The sequence below is a fragment of the Limimaricola pyoseonensis genome, assembly GCF_900102015.1.
Classification (GTDB): Bacteria; Pseudomonadota; Alphaproteobacteria; order Rhodobacterales; family Rhodobacteraceae; genus Limimaricola; species Limimaricola pyoseonensis.
Map to the genome: position 1 here is coordinate 372,833 of NZ_FNAT01000002.1, position 13,778 is coordinate 386,610.

At 70.8% G+C, this 13,778-nt stretch carries 13 protein-coding genes and 1 tRNA gene; 5 read left to right on the plus strand and 9 right to left on the minus strand.

From position 1 onward, the window contains the following. Positions 1–32 precede the first annotated feature (32 nt). The gene (locus tag BLT43_RS05620; protein WP_090110872.1) at positions 33–578 is read left to right on the plus strand and encodes a hypothetical protein; all 546 of its coding nucleotides are present in this window, start codon (positions 33–35) and stop codon (positions 576–578) included. Positions 579–719: 141 nt separating this feature from the next. Here the strand turns inward: BLT43_RS05620 and BLT43_RS19090 are convergent, their stop codons facing one another. From BLT43_RS19090 to metF, 6 genes are all read right to left on the minus strand, one after another. Continuing rightward, positions 720–1,217, minus strand: coding sequence for a GNAT family N-acetyltransferase (locus BLT43_RS19090; RefSeq protein ID WP_090110874.1), 498 nt, complete (start codon positions 1,215–1,217; stop codon positions 720–722). Beyond that, on the minus strand, positions 1,214–3,031 hold the full coding sequence (locus tag BLT43_RS05630) for a M3 family oligoendopeptidase (protein WP_090110875.1): 1,818 nt from the start codon (positions 3,029–3,031) through the stop codon (positions 1,214–1,216). The genes BLT43_RS19090 and BLT43_RS05630 overlap by 4 nt, the downstream gene beginning before the upstream one ends. A 67-nt stretch (positions 3,032–3,098) precedes the next feature. Next, positions 3,099–4,175 (minus strand): endonuclease/exonuclease/phosphatase family protein, encoded by a 1,077-nt coding sequence (locus tag BLT43_RS05635; protein WP_090110877.1) that lies wholly within the window; start codon positions 4,173–4,175, stop codon positions 3,099–3,101. Further along, entirely contained in the window at positions 4,172–5,776 is a 1,605-nt protein-coding gene (locus BLT43_RS05640; RefSeq protein WP_090110879.1) for an ATP-dependent DNA ligase, read from the minus strand. Before BLT43_RS05640 ends, BLT43_RS05635 begins: the two co-directional genes overlap by 4 nt. Then, positions 5,773–6,813, minus strand: a complete 1,041-nt coding sequence (locus BLT43_RS05645; protein ID WP_090110881.1) for a ligase-associated DNA damage response exonuclease — start codon at positions 6,811–6,813, stop codon at positions 5,773–5,775. Before BLT43_RS05645 ends, BLT43_RS05640 begins: the two co-directional genes overlap by 4 nt. Before the next feature lie 120 nt (positions 6,814–6,933). Beyond that, positions 6,934–7,800, minus strand: coding sequence for a methylenetetrahydrofolate reductase [NAD(P)H] (gene metF / locus BLT43_RS05650; RefSeq protein WP_090110883.1), 867 nt, complete (start codon positions 7,798–7,800; stop codon positions 6,934–6,936). 86 nt (positions 7,801–7,886) lie between these two features. Here metF and BLT43_RS05655 point away from each other — a divergent pair, with 86 nt between their 5' ends. Continuing rightward, a complete protein-coding gene (locus BLT43_RS05655) occupies positions 7,887–8,792 on the plus strand; it encodes a LysR family transcriptional regulator (protein WP_090110885.1) in 906 nt (301 codons plus the stop codon). On the opposite strand, the gene BLT43_RS05660 is transcribed toward BLT43_RS05655, so the two are convergent. Next, positions 8,793–10,733, minus strand: coding sequence for a putative bifunctional diguanylate cyclase/phosphodiesterase (locus BLT43_RS05660; protein WP_131802623.1), 1,941 nt, complete (start codon positions 10,731–10,733; stop codon positions 8,793–8,795). A gap of 219 nt (positions 10,734–10,952) precedes the next feature. On the opposite strand from BLT43_RS05660, the gene BLT43_RS05665 reads away from it, so the two are divergent. Continuing rightward, entirely contained in the window at positions 10,953–11,747 is a 795-nt protein-coding gene (locus BLT43_RS05665) for an inositol monophosphatase family protein (protein ID WP_090110889.1), read from the plus strand. A gap of 3 nt (positions 11,748–11,750) precedes the next feature. On the opposite strand, the gene BLT43_RS05670 is transcribed toward BLT43_RS05665, so the two are convergent. Continuing rightward, entirely contained in the window at positions 11,751–12,140 is a 390-nt protein-coding gene (locus tag BLT43_RS05670; RefSeq protein WP_090110891.1) for a GFA family protein, read from the minus strand. Then, positions 12,137–12,880 (minus strand): rhomboid family intramembrane serine protease, encoded by a 744-nt coding sequence (locus tag BLT43_RS05675; RefSeq protein WP_090110893.1) that lies wholly within the window; start codon positions 12,878–12,880, stop codon positions 12,137–12,139. Before BLT43_RS05675 ends, BLT43_RS05670 begins: the two co-directional genes overlap by 4 nt. Positions 12,881–12,941: 61 nt before the next feature. Between BLT43_RS05675 and BLT43_RS05680 the strand changes: the two genes are divergently transcribed. Next, entirely contained in the window at positions 12,942–13,484 is a 543-nt protein-coding gene (locus BLT43_RS05680; protein WP_090110895.1) for a tetratricopeptide repeat protein, read from the plus strand. A 62-nt stretch (positions 13,485–13,546) separates the two neighbouring features. Then, positions 13,547–13,630, plus strand: a tRNA-Leu gene (locus BLT43_RS05685). Positions 13,631–13,778: the final 148 nt, after the last annotated feature.

Here is a 13,778-nt window from a genome sequence, read left to right on the forward strand (position 1 = left end):
GGCGGCCGCCGCAACGGGACAGGAGACATCGCATGACCCTCAGGACCTACCTCTTCGCCGGTCTCGCCACCGCCACGATCGGCGTGGCGGCCCCGGTCGCGGCGGCGCCCGACCAGGCCGTCATCGACGCCGTGGTCGCGGGCCTCGTGGCCGAGGGCTACAGCGGCGAGATCCGCATCCGGCCGAGCGGCGACACGCTGATCGTCGAGGCCAGCGGGGCCGCGGGCCGCACCGAGCGGGTCTACAGCGGAGACGGCAGCAGCCTGTTCGAGGAGGAGACCCGCAACGCCGACGGCTCGACCGTCGAGCGCGAATACGACCTGGCCGGCAACCTCGTGGAAGAGGAATACGAAGGCCCCTCCGACGATCCCCGTGCCGAGCGCGCGAAGAAAGAGCAGGAAGACCGGCTCGAGCGCGAGGCGGAGCGCACCGAGGAACGCCGCGAGCGGGAAGAGGAGAAGGCCGAGGCGCGTCGCGAGCGCGAGGAGGAAAAGGCCGAGAAGCGCCGCGACGACGACGAAGACGACGACGATGATGATGACGAAGAAGATGAAGACGACGATGAAGACGACGACTGAACGGGCCCCCGTGTCCGGGGTCTGACATGACAAGGGCCGGGGAGCGATCCCCGGCCCTTGTTCCGTGAAGGGGGGAACGGCGAGTGGCGGCGCCCGCTTACGGCGATCCCGCGCGAAGTCGGTGCGGCGCGGCCTGCCGGCCTAGGCCAGCTCCAGCCGCATCACGTGCTGCGGCCCGGCCGCGCCGCCGTGGTAGAGCGTGCCGTCGTCGATCCAGCCGCCGCGCAGATAGGTCTGCCGGGCCGCCGGGTTGCGGCAGTTCACCGTGAGCCAGATCCGGCGCAGGTCGGGATAGGCGGCACGGAGGTAGCCGGGCAGCTGCCCGAACGCCGCGCCGCCGATGCCGCGCCCCTGGTGGCGGGCGTCGATCATCACGCCGCGCAGCCCCCAGGCGCCGGCCTCCGCGAAATGCCGCCCGTCCTCGTAGGCCCGGTCGACTTTGAAGAGGCCGACCGGCGCGCCGCCCGCGAGGATCACGTGCACCTCGATGCCGGCGCGGTCGTCGCCGAGAATGGTGACGGCGGTGCCGGAGAACTGCTCCTGCTCGGGCAGGGGGCGCAGCGCGCGCAGCACCGGCAGGTGGTCGGGGTCGAGCGGCGCGAGGGTCACCCGCGCCGCGCGGGGCTGATCGAGGCTCACGCCTCCATCTGCTCCAGCTCGTCGATCATCCCCTCGATCATCGACAGGCCCTTGTCCCAGAAGGCCGGGTCCGAGGCGTCGAGGCCGAAGGGCGCCAGAAGCTCCTTGTGGTGCTTGGAGCCGCCCGCCTTCAGCATCTCGAAATACTTTTCCTGGAAGTCCTCGCCGCCCTCTTCGTAGACCGCGTAGAGCGCATTCACGAGGCCGTCGCCGAAGGCGTAGGCATAGACGTAGAAGGGCGAGTGCACGAAGTGCGGGATGTAGGCCCAGAAGGTCTCGTAGCCCGGCGCGAAGTCGAAGACCGGGCCGAGGCTCTCGGCCTGCACGCTCATCCACAGCGCGTCGATGTCGTCGGGCGTGAGTTCGCCCTGCGCGCGTGCGGCGTGCAGCTTGCACTCGAAGTCGTAGAAGGCGATCTGGCGCACGACCGTGTTGATCATGTCCTCGACCTTGCCGGCGAGCAGAACCTTGCGCTCGTTGCGGTCCTTGGCCTGGGCAAGCAGCTTGCGGAAGGTGAGCATCTCGCCGAACACGCTGGCCGTTTCCGCCAGCGTCAGCGGCGTCGAGGACAAAAGCTCGCCCTGGCCGGCCGCGAGGCGCTGGTGCACGCCGTGACCCAGCTCATGCGCCAGCGTCATCACGTCGCGCGGTTTGCCTAGGTAGTTCAGCATCACGTAGGGATGCACGGTCGAGACGGTCGGGTGCGCGAAGGCACCGGGCGCCTTGCCGGGCTTCACGGCCGCGTCGATCCAGCCATCCTCGAAGAAGGGCTGCGACAGTTCGGCCATGCGCGGGTCGAAGTCGCGATAGGCCTCCTCGACCGTGGCGCGCGCCTCGTCCCAGCCGACGATGCGGTCGGTCTCCATCGGCAGCGGCGCGTTGCGGTCCCAGACCTGCATGCGGTCGAGGCCGAGCCATTTCGCCTTCAGCGCGTAGTAGCGGTGCGACAGCCGCGGATAGGCCGCGACCACCGCGTCGCGCAGCGCCTCGACCACTTCCGGCTCCACGTGGTTGGCGAGGTGGCGGCCGGTCTGCGGCGTCGGCATGCCGCGCCAGCGATCCTCGATCTCCTTCTCCTTGGCAAGCGTGTTGTGCACGCGCGCGAAGAGGCGGACCTGGCTCTTGAAGACGCGGGCCAGCTCGTGCGTCGCGGCCTCGCGCTTGGCGCGGTTCTGCTCGGTGAGCAGGTTCAGCGTGCCCTCGATATTCAGCTCCTCGCCGTCGACGGTGAAGGTGAGGCCGGCGATGGTCTCGTCGAACAGCTTGTTCCAGGCGGCGGCGCCGGTGCTGGACTGGTCGTGCAGGAACTTCTCCAGCTCGTCCGAGAGCTGGTAGGGCTTCATCGCGCGCATCCGCTCGAACACCGGGCGGTAGCGGTTCAGCTCCTGGCTCTGGCCGAGCAGGGTCTCGAGGTGGTCCTCCTCAAGCCTGTTGAACTCCAGCCCGTAGAACACCAGCGGCGTGGTGAAGACGGTGATCCGGTCCTGGCAGTCCGAGAGAAACTTGGCGCGCTCGCTGTCGGTGGTCTGCTGGTAGTAGCGCAGCCCGGCATAGGACATGATCCGGCCGGCGACGATGTCGATCCGCTCGTAGCGCTGCACGGCTTCGAGCAGGCCGGCGGCGTCGAGCGAGGCGAGCTTGCCTTCGTAATCGGCGGCGAAGTCGGCGCAGGCCTTCTCCAGCCAGTCGATGTCGTTCTTGATCTCGGCCGAATCCGGCGCGGGGTAGAGATCGGTCAGGTCCCATTCCGGCAGGTTGCCCAAGGGGCGGCCCCCGGTCTCGGTCGCGGCGTCGAAGCGGGGCTCTCGGGTCATGGTCCGGTCGTCTCCATCTGTGTGTCAGGGGGAAGATATGGGCGCGGGGCAGGGGCCTCAACCCGCCTCAGCCATCGCTGCCGCCCAGCCTGCGGGCGGCGGCGAAGGTGGCCTCGGCCTCCTCGGCATCGCCGGGATAGGGTGCCGGCGGGTGCTGCGTCGCGCCGCCGGTCAGGCACAGCTCGGCCCGCACCGGCAGGTGGTCGGAGCCGACCTCCGGCAGGATCTCGAAGGCCATGAGCCCGGGGCCGGGGCGCCAGAGCACGGTGTCGAGCGGCCATTTCATCCAGGCACTCTGGGCGTCGAAGCTCGGCATCGGGCCGCGCCCGGCGCGCGGGTCGACCAGCCCGCCCAGCCGCAGCATCCGCCGTGCGGTGCGCTCCCAGGGGGCGGCGTTGAGATCGCCCGCGACGATCGCCGGCAGCGGCGTGGCCCAGGCCTCGCGCCCGGCCAGCAGTAGGGTCGCGTCGCGCAGCGTGGTCGGCTGGTCGGGCGCGAGCGGCGGCCGGGGATGCAGGCCGATGAAGCGCAGCCGCGCCGCGGGGTGCAGCACGTCCGCGAACAGCATCGGCGTGTCGGAGGCAAAGGGAAAGCGGAACTCGACCCGCTCCAGCGGCAGCTTCGAGTAGAGATGCATGCCGTAATGGGTCGCGTCCTTCGGCACGTGCTGGACGATCTCGGGATAGGTCTCGCCCAGCGGCGCGAGCGCCTCGTCCCACCAGGGCCCGGTCTCCATCGCGAGGAAGAGGTCGGGCTCCGCGTCGCGCAGCAGGGCCAGCACCGCCTCCGCGTCGCGGTTGTCGCGCCGGAGGTTGGCGACCAGAACCGAGATGCGGTCACCCGGCGCGCAGCTTTCCGTCATCGGCGCGGCCACCTGCGCCAGCGGCTGGTAGGGCCAGAGCCGCCAGCCGTGATAGGAGAGCGCGGCGATCGCCAGCACGGTGAGCCAGCGCGCGGCGCCGTGGCCGATCCCGCCAAGCGCGACCATGGCGATCCAGAAAAGGACGATCAGCCCCGCGAACTGCATGCGTGGAAAATCGAGGTAGCGCACCCACCACGCGTCCGTCTCGAGCAGCGGCAGCAGCGAGGCCGCGCCGAGCAACGCGAGGCCGGCCCCGGCGGCGATGGCGAGGCCGCGCCTCATGCCGGGGCGTCCCCGCCATAGGCGGCGAGCATGTCCTTCAGATCGCCGAGCGTGTTGATCTCGTCGAGCGGCTTGTCGTGCCGCCAGCGCAGCATGCGCGGGAAGCGCAGGGACACGCCGGACTTGTGCCGCGGGCTGGGCTGGATGCCCTCGAAGCCGATCTCGAAGACATGTTCCGGTTTGACGTGGCGCACCGGTCCGTAGCGTTCGAGCGTGTTTTTCCGCACCCAGGCGGTGATCTTGCGAAACTCGGCATCGGTCAGGCCGCTATAGGCCTTGGTGAAGGGCACCAGCGCGTTGCCGTCGCGCACCGCGAAGGTGAAGTCGGTGAACATGTTGGCCCGCCGCCCCGAGCCGGCCTGCGCATAGACCATCACCGCGTCGATGGTGAGCGGGTCGACCTTCCATTTCCACCAGTCGCCCTTCTTGCGGCCCGAGAGATAGGGGCTGTCCGCCCGCTTCAGCATCAGCCCCTCGGCCATCAGCTCGCGCGAGCGGGCGCGCTCCTCGGCCAGCTGGTCGAAGCTCTCCACCGGCACCAGCGGCGACAGCCGGAACGGCGCTTCGGGCGGAAGGTCGGCGCCCAGCGCGTCGAGCCGGGCGCGGCGCTCGGCGAAGGGCAGGGCGCGGATGTCCTCGCCGTCCTGTTCCAGAAGGTCGTAGCCCATGATGATCGCCGGCGCCTCGGCCAAGAGCTTTTTCGGCACGGTCTTGCGGCCGATCCGCTTCTGCAGCGCGTTGAACGACAGCGGCTGATCCTCGCCCCAGGCCAGCACCTCGCCGTCGATCACCGTGCCCATCGGCAGGAAGTCCTTGAGGCGGCCCAGCTCGGGGAAGCGGTCGGTCATCAGCTCTTCGCCGCGCGACCAGAGGTGATGATCGCCGCCGCGCAGGATCAGCTGGCCGCGGATGCCGTCCCACTTGCGCTCGGCCATCCATTCGGCCGGGTCGCCGAGATCCTCGGGGTCGTCGAGCTGGTAGGCGAGGTAGAACGGGTAGGGCCGCGACAGGTCGGCCGAGGGGTCGGGCGCGTGGACGAGACCCTGCCAGCTGACCGTGTCGGGGGTCCACGCGCCCATCAGCCGGTGCGTCAGTTCGGGCTCGTCGATGCCGGTGGCCTGGCTCAGCGCGCGGGTCATCAGCTTCTGGCTGACGCCGACGCGGAAGCTGCCGGTGAGCAGCTTGGTGAACAGGAGCCGCTCGGTCGGCCCCAGCGCGTCCCATGCGGCGAGGATGCCGGCCTTGCGCGCCGCCTCGTCCTGTTTCGACAGCCTGCGGATCTCGCCGATCCAGTGGCTGAGCGGGCGGTCCTCTTCGGCCTCGGCCGGCGGCAGGACCAGCGAAATGGTCTCGGCGAGATCGCCGACGATCGGGTAGCTCTCCTCGAACAGCCACAGCGGGATGCCCGCCCGCTCGGCCGCCCATTCGCGCAGAACGGTGGCGGTGATGGTGCGGCGCGGGCGGCGGCCCGAGAACAGCGCCACGGTCCAGAGCTTGTCGGCGTCGGGCGCCTCGCGGAAGTAGTCGGCCATCGCCGCCACCTTCCTGGTGGTGCGGGTGGTCTGGTCGACGGCGCGGAACAGTTCGGCGAAACGCTTCACGCGGCCTCTCCCTCGTGGCCGCCCTCGTCCTCGGCATCGACGCTCTCGCCGGAATACTCGGTCGAGACGACATGGGCATCGTAGCCCTCGCTCTCGAGCCAGCGGCGGAACACCGAGGTGTAGCCATGGGTGACGAAGACGCGGGAGGCGCCGGTCTCGCGGATCGCGGCGTTGAGGCCGGGCCAGTCGGCGTGGTCCGACATGATGAAACCGCGATCCGCCGCCCGCCTGCGCCGCACGCCCCGGAGCGCCATCCAGCCGGAGGCGAAGGCGGTCGAGGCGGGCTTGCCGGGCAGGTTGAAGCGGCGCGACCACGGCCCGCCGAGGCCCGAGGGCGTGGCCACGACCAGCGCGCCGGCATGGGCCTTGAGATCGGTGTCGGGCGTCACGCGGGTCGTGTCGGGCAGAGCGATGCCCTGCGCCCGCAGCACCGCGTTGGTGTTCTCGACCGCGCCATGGGTCAGGATCGGGCCGATCGAGGTGTCGGCCAGCGTGAGAATCCGCTGCGCCTTGCCCAGCGCGTAGGCCCCGATCAGCGAGAACCGCCCCTCGGCGGCGTTGGCGGCCCACCAGGCGTTCAGGTCGGCCGCCAGCTCGGCCTGCGGCGTCCACTTGAACACCGGCAGGCCGAAGGTGGATTCGGTGATGAAGGCGTTGCATTTCACGGGCTCGAACGGGGTGGAGAGCCCGTCGTCGATGGTCTTGTAGTCGCCCGAGGCGACCCAGACCTCGCCCCGGTGCTCGACCCGGATCTGCGCCGAGCCGGGCACGTGGCCGGCCGGGTGGAACGAGACGGTGACGTCGCCGATGCGCCGCGTCTCGCCGTAGCGGACGGTGTCGAGGGAGATGTCGCCCAGACGGTGCCGCATCACCGGCGCGGCGATGTCGGTGGCGAGGTAGCGCGCCATGCCGTCATGCGCGTGATCGGCATGGCCATGCGTGACCAGCGCGCGGTCGACGGGCCGCCACGGGTCGATGTAGAAATCGCCCGCCTCGCAATAGATGCCCCGGTCGGTGAAGGTGAGAAGATCGCCCATGCATCCGAGGGTAGTGCGGGCGGCAGGGGCGGGAAGTGCGTCTTTCGAGAAAGGCGAAAGGGGCGCCTCGCGCCCCTTTCCGTTTTCTCGTCGATGTGCCGGGGGCGACCTCTGCGCCGTTCAGGCCACTTCGCTAAGCGTGGCCTTGGAGTGGATGCCCAGCGCGTGGCAGACGTCGCGGGTCAGGTCCGGCTTGTTCAGCGTGTAGAAATGCAGGTGCTCGGCCCCGCCGGCGATCAGCTTGTCGCACAGCTCGGTCGCCAGCGCCGTGGCGAGCAGGTCGGCCTCCTGCTGGTTCGCCGCGTGCTCGAAGCCGTCATGCACCACCTGCGGGATCGAGGCGCCGCAGAGGCCGGCGAACTTCTTGGCCCCCTTCCAGTTCTCGATCGGCAGGATGCCGGGGATGATGGGGCGGTCGATGCCCGCCTTTTCGCAGGCGTCGCGGAAGCGGAAGAAGGTGTCCGCGTCGAAGAAGAACTGGGTGATCGCGCTGTGCGCGCCGGCGTCGAACTTGCGCTTCAGGTGCTCGACATCGGCCCATTCATGCGCGGCGTCGGGGTGCCGCTCGGGGTAGGCGCCGACGCGGATGCGGAAGTTGCCGCGGGCGGCCAGCGCCTCGATCAGCTCGACCGAGCCGGCGAAGCCCTCGGGATGCGGCTGGAACTGGCCCGAGCCCTTAGGCGGGTCGCCCCGGAGCGCGACGATCTCCTCGACGCCGGCCTTGGCGTAGGCGTCGACGATCTCCAGCGTCTCGGCGCGGGTGGCGTCGACGCAGGTCAGGTGCGCGGCGACCCGCAGGTCGGTCTTCTTGTGGATCGCGTCCACCGCCTCGTGCGTGAGCTTCCGGGTCGTGCCGCCCGCGCCGTAGGTCACCGAGACGAATTCCGGTCCCATCGGCGCCAGCGCCTGCACCGTGTCCCAAAGGCGGAACGAGCCTTCGATGTTCTTCGGCGGAAAGAATTCGAAACTGACGGCAGGACGGGTCATGGACGGTCTCCTTGGGATGCGATGCTTGTCGCAGACGGGGGATCGTGAGACAAATTCATAACCCTCACCACGATGATGAGTTTCGCTTGCATATCGAGTTTCGCCACCTGCGCACCATCAAGGCGATCCACGACACAGGCGGGCTGGCGCGCGCGGCCGACCTGTTGAACATCACCCAGTCGGCGCTGTCCCACCAGATCAAGGGCATCGAGGACCAGGCCGGGGTCGAGCTCTTCGTGCGCCGCTCCAAGCCGCTGAAGCTTTCGGCCGCCGGGCTGAAGCTCCTGGCCGCGGCCGAGGATATCCTGCCGCGCGTGGCCGAGCTGGAGGCCGAGTTCGCGGGCCTCGTCGCCGGCAAGGCCGGGCGGCTGCACATCGCGATCGAGTGCCATGCCTGCTTCGAATGGCTGCTGCCGGTGCTCGAGCAGTTCCGCCGCGCCTGGCCCGAGGTCGATGTCGACATCCGCCCCGGGTTGGCCTTCGACGCGATGCCGGCGCTGAGGCGCGAGATGGTCGATCTCGTCGTGACCTCGGATCCCGAGGAGCTGCCCGAGACCGACTTCACCCCGCTCTTCGACTACGAGCCGGTCTTCGTGGCGTCGTCCTCGCACCCGCTGGCCGAAAAGGAGTTCGTCGAGGCCGAGGATTTCCGCGGCGAGACGCTGATCACCTACCCGGTGGAGCGGACACGGCTCGACGTCTTCACCGAGCTTTTGATCCCGGCGCGGGTGGAGCCCGCCGCCATCCGGCAGGTCGAGCTGACGGCGGTGATCCTGCTTCTCGTGGCGTCGAATCGCGGCGTCGCGGTGCTGCCGGACTGGGTGGTGCGGCAGGTGCGCTACAACTCGGATTACGTGACCCGGCCGCTGACCGCGCAGGGCAAGACCCGCAGGCTCTTTGCCGCGACGCGCGCCGACGACACCGCGCGCCCCTATGTGGCGCATTTCACCCGGCTGGCGCGGCAGGAGGCGGTGAAGATGCAGCGCGGCTGATCAGCCGGCTGCCAGCGCCGGCGGCGCGGGGCTGCGGGCGCGCAGCCGCTCGCGCAGCGCAGCGCCCGTCATGGGCGCCCCGAAGCGCGGCCCCTGGCCGTAGGGGCAACCCAGCCGCAGCAGCTGCGCCTGCTGCTCTTCGGTGGTCACGCCGCAGGCCACGGCCGAGATCTCGAGCCCGCGCGCGACGCCGAGCAGGGCCGCGACCAGCACCTCGCTGGTGCGGTCCGTGCCCAGCCCCGCGACGAAGCCCGGCGCGATCTTCAGCTCGTCGAAGTCGAGCCGGCGCAGCTGCTGCAGCGACCCCGCGCCAGAGCCGATGCCGTCGAGCGACAGCCGCATCGCGGCGCGGCGCAGCTGCAGCACGCCGGCCTCGATCAGCCCTTCGCCGCGCAGGCCGAACACGGTTTCGGTGATCTCCAGCGTCAGGCAGGCGGCGGCCTCGGGATGCGCGGCGAAGGCCTGCTCGAGATCGTTGCGCCCCGACCGCGTGGCCAGCGCCGCCGCGGCGAGGTCGAGCGAGACCCGCCCCGGCTCGAACCCCTCGCAGAGCAGCGCCTCGATGTCGCGCAGCACCATGCGCACGAGCCGGGCGATGAACTCGCCCTGCAGGCCGAGATCGTCGACCAGCGGCAGCAGCGTCTCGGGGCCGAGCGGGCCGCGCTCGGGGTGGTGCCAGCGCGGCATCGCCTCGAAGCCCGCCATCTCCCCGTCGGTCAGCCGCACCAGCGGCTTGTAGAGCAGCTCGATCTCGCCGGCCTCGAGCGCCGCGGCGAGGCGGCGGCGTTCGCCAGGCGCCGGGCGCGACGGGAAGGTGGCCGGATCGTAGAGCAGCGCCCGGCCGGCGCCCTGGTCCTTGGCGGCGAACATCGCCTGGTCGGCCGCGGCGCAGATCGCGGTGACGCTGTCGCGGCCCGGCCCGCTGATCGCGATGCCGACCGAGGCCGAGATCCGCAGCGCCCGTTCCTCGAACGGCACGGGGCGCTCGCACTCCTTCAGCACCTGCCGCGCCAGACCATGCGCCTGCGCGGCCGAGGGAAGGGCGGGAAAGGCCAGGGCGAACTCGTCGCCGCCCAGCCGCGCGGCGATGCCCGTCTCGCCGGCGATCCGGCCGAGGCGTTCGCCCACCGCGCCCAGCACCCGGTCTCCCGCCTCGTGGCTGTAGGTGTCGTTGATCGGCTTGAACCCGTCGAGATCCACCAGCAGCACCGCGACGCGCCGGCCGGCCTGCGCCGGCCGCAGCAGGAACTCGGCCAGCTGCTCGTCGAAGGCGCGGCGGTTGAGCAGCCCGGTCAGCCCGTCATGCCGGGTCACGTGCTCGAGCGCCTTGAGTCGGGCCTCGGCCTCCGAGCGCGCGTCCTCGAGCGCGCGGCGGGTGCGCTTCTGCAGGCGCAGCGTGTCGTAGCTGTGCGCGGCATAGGCCAGCATCAGGCACGCAGGGACGAGCCACTCGATCAACGGCGCGCGCGGCGCGAATGCGATCGCCGGGGTGCAGGAAAACACCACCCCCGCCATCAGGAAGCCCGGCAGGATCTGGCTCCAGTAGAACAGCGGCAGGGTGACGAAGACGTTGGAGATCTGCGCGTAGACGCCGAACAGCCAGATCGTGCCGGCGAGCATCAGCGGCACCGAGGGCTGGCCGGCCAGCAGCATCGAGGGCAGCAGGTAGACCGGCGCGGTGCACAGCGCCACGCCCCAGACCGCCAGCGCCGCGCCGGGGCCGGGCCCGCCCCGCGCCGGGCGCGCCCAGGCGGCCGCGATCTGCACCGCCTCGAGCGTGACGATCGCCGCGGCGATCTGCAGGGCGGCGGGGCCTTGCCCGATCTCGCGGCACAGCAGCAGCATCAGGGCCGACATGGCCAGCCGCTTGGCCCGGCTGGCCCCCGCGATCCGCATCGCGCAACCGGCCTCGCGCCGTATCCGTCCGATCAGTCGCTGCATCCGTCCACCTCGCCGCACCCCCGCGACACAGGCTGGGCCCGAGATGCCAAGGCCGGGTTAGGCAATTGCGGCGCCGAGGTGGCGTTTGGCTCGAAGGCGGGGGATCGCCCGCGCCGCCTGCTGGCCCCTTGCCGCAAGCGGTGCGAACACTTATAGCCCCGACGATCCGCGACATCTCAGGGCCCCGGTGGGCCTGACAGCCCATTCCAGGAGGCCCCGATGGCCCGTTCCGCCAATCTCAACGTGATGATGAAGACCGCCCGCCGCGCCGGGCGGGCGCTGCTCAAGGACTTCTCCGAGGTCGAGCAGCTGCAGGTCTCGACCAAGGGCCCGGCCGACTTCGTCAGCCGCGCCGACCGGCAGGCCGAGCAGACCATCCGCGAGGCGCTGATGGAGGCGCGGCCCTCCTACGGCTTCCTCGGCGAGGAAGGCGGCCCCGTCGAGGGCGAGGATCCGACCCGGCGCTGGATCGTCGATCCGCTCGACGGCACCACCAACTACCTGCACGGCCAGCCGCATTGGGCGATCTCGATCGCGCTCGAGCACAAGGGCAAGATCGTCGCGGGCGTGATCTACGACCCCGTGAAGGACGAGATGTTCCACGCCGAGAAGGGCGAGGGCGCCTGGATGAACGAAAGCCGCCTGCGGGTCTCGGGGCGCCACCGCCTGGTCGAGTCGGTGTTCGAGACCGCCGTTCCGGCCGCCGGCCGCCGCACCCTGCCGGCGATGATCCAGGATCTCGCCCGGATCGCGCCCGAGGTGGCCGGCATCCGGCAGTTCGGCTCGGCCGCGCTGGCCATGGCCTATGTCGCCGCCGGCCGCACCGAGGGCTTCTGGGAACGCGAGCTGAAGATCTGGGACATCGCGGCCGGGCAGGTCATCATCACCGAGGCGGGCGGCTTCGTCGGCGCGATCCGCGAGGGCCACGACCCGCTCGAGCATGGCGACGTGGTCGCCGCCAATGCCGAGATCTTCGAGCGCTTCGCCAAGCTGGTCCGCGCCCGCGAGGCCTGATCGCTAGCGGCCCTCGGGCCGGTCGCAGACATGGTTGACCCCGTCCGACCACGGCACATCGCCGAGGTCGCGCGGGTTCACCCCCTCGATCGCCGCGACGTTGACGCTGTACTCGTTCGGGTTCGAGCGTCTCTGGTGGTGGGTGTAGATCCCGCAGGTGGCGCAGAACCAGTGCCGCGCGGTCTTGGTGCCCCACTGGTAGAGCGTCAGCGCGTCCTGCCCCTTCACCACCTCCAGCTGGTCGAGATCGACCGGCGCGGCGATGGCGCCGCGCCTGCGGCAGAACGAGCAGTCGCAGCGATGCGCGCCCCCCAGCCCGTGCTTGAGATGCAGGCGCAGCTCGACCGCGCCGCAATGGCAGGTCAGGCGGTGGACGGGATCCTTCAGGCTCATCTACGTCTCCTCACCGCGGGCACGTTGGTCCGCCCCAGCGGCGGCGCGGGGGCGTGCGGCGGATGGCCCTGCGTCCGCCGCCAGAAGGCCGGGCCGCCGCGTCTGAGCCAGACCGGCAGGGTTAGCGCGAGGCCCGCGACGAAGCCGCCGGCATGGGCCCAGTAGGCGACGCCGCCGGCATCGGGGTCGGTGCCGACGCCGCCCGCGACCTGCAGGCCGAACCAGACCGCCAGCACCGCCCAGGCGCGCACCGGCACGACGCGGATGATGATCACCAGGAAGATGAGGATGTCCACCTTGGCGCGCGGGAACATCAGCAGGTAGCCCCCCATCACGCCCGCGATCGCGCCCGAGGCGCCGATGGTCGGGATCGGCGAGAGCGGCGCCGCGGCGAACTGCACGAGGTTCGCGGCCACCCCTGCGGCGAGGTAGAAGCCGAGGAACCCGGCATGGCCCATCTCGTCCTCGAGATTGTCGCCGTAGATGAACAGGAACAGCATGTTGCCGCCGAGATGCAGCAGCCCGCCATGCAGGAACAGCGAGCTCACGAGCGAGACCGGGTTCTCCAGCTGCGCGATGCGCGCCGGGATCATCGCCCAGTCGTAATAGAGCTGCATCAGCCCGCGCTCGCCCGGCACGGCGGTCATCACCCACAGATGCACGGCGATGTTCAGCGCCATGAGGGTCCAGGTGACCCAGGGCCAGCCGCGCGACGGGTTGTGGTCTCGGATCGGGAACATCTCAGTGAACCTTCGGGGCGGCGGCCTTGACCGCGCGGAGGGGCAGGGCGCAGCATGGGGCATGCAACGTCTCGTCGCCATTGCGTTTCTCGGCCTCGCCGCGCCCGTGGCGGCGGACTGCCCGGCGGTGCCGGACCACGAGCCCGAGATGTCGCGACTGCTCGGCCACCTCGCCGCCGCGCCCGACCCGGTCATGGCCAACCGCTTCAGCGAACAGCTCTGGCAGCTCTGGACCACGGCGCCCGACGCGCGGGCGCAGGACCTTCTGGACCGCGGCATGGCGCGCCGGCTGTCGGGCGATCTCGACGGCGCGGCGGCGCTGTTCGATCGGCTGGTCGAGTACTGCCCGGATTATGCCGAGGGCTGGAACCAGCGCGCCTTCGCCCGCTTCCTGCAGCGCGACTTCGCGGCCTCGCTGGCCGATCTCGACGCGGCGCTGGCGCGCACGCCCGATCATGTCGGCGCGCTGTCGGGCCGGGCTCTGGCGCTGATCGGGCTGGGCCGCGATGCCGAGGCGCAGGCGGCGCTGCGCGAGGCCCTCGACCGCAACCCCTGGCTGCCCGAGCGCGCGCTGCTGGTCGCGCCGCCCGGCACCGATCTCTGACCCCGCGGGAGTCGAGACCGGCGCTTGTTCCCGCCTCGCGGGCGTCGTAAGCCGGTCCCCGGGCCCGCGTGGTGGAATGGTAGACACAAGAGACTTAAAATCTCCTGCCTTCGGGCGTGCCGGTTCGAGTCCGGCCGTGGGCACCAATTCGGACTGCATTCGCTGCACTTCTTCGGCCTCCTGCCGCTCCGTGTCCGCGTCGGGACACAGGCGTTTCGGGTGTCTCGGGGCGAACTAGGGCGTCGCCTGGGCATGGGGAGAGGCAATCGCGGTCGGGATGGCGCTGGCGCGGCC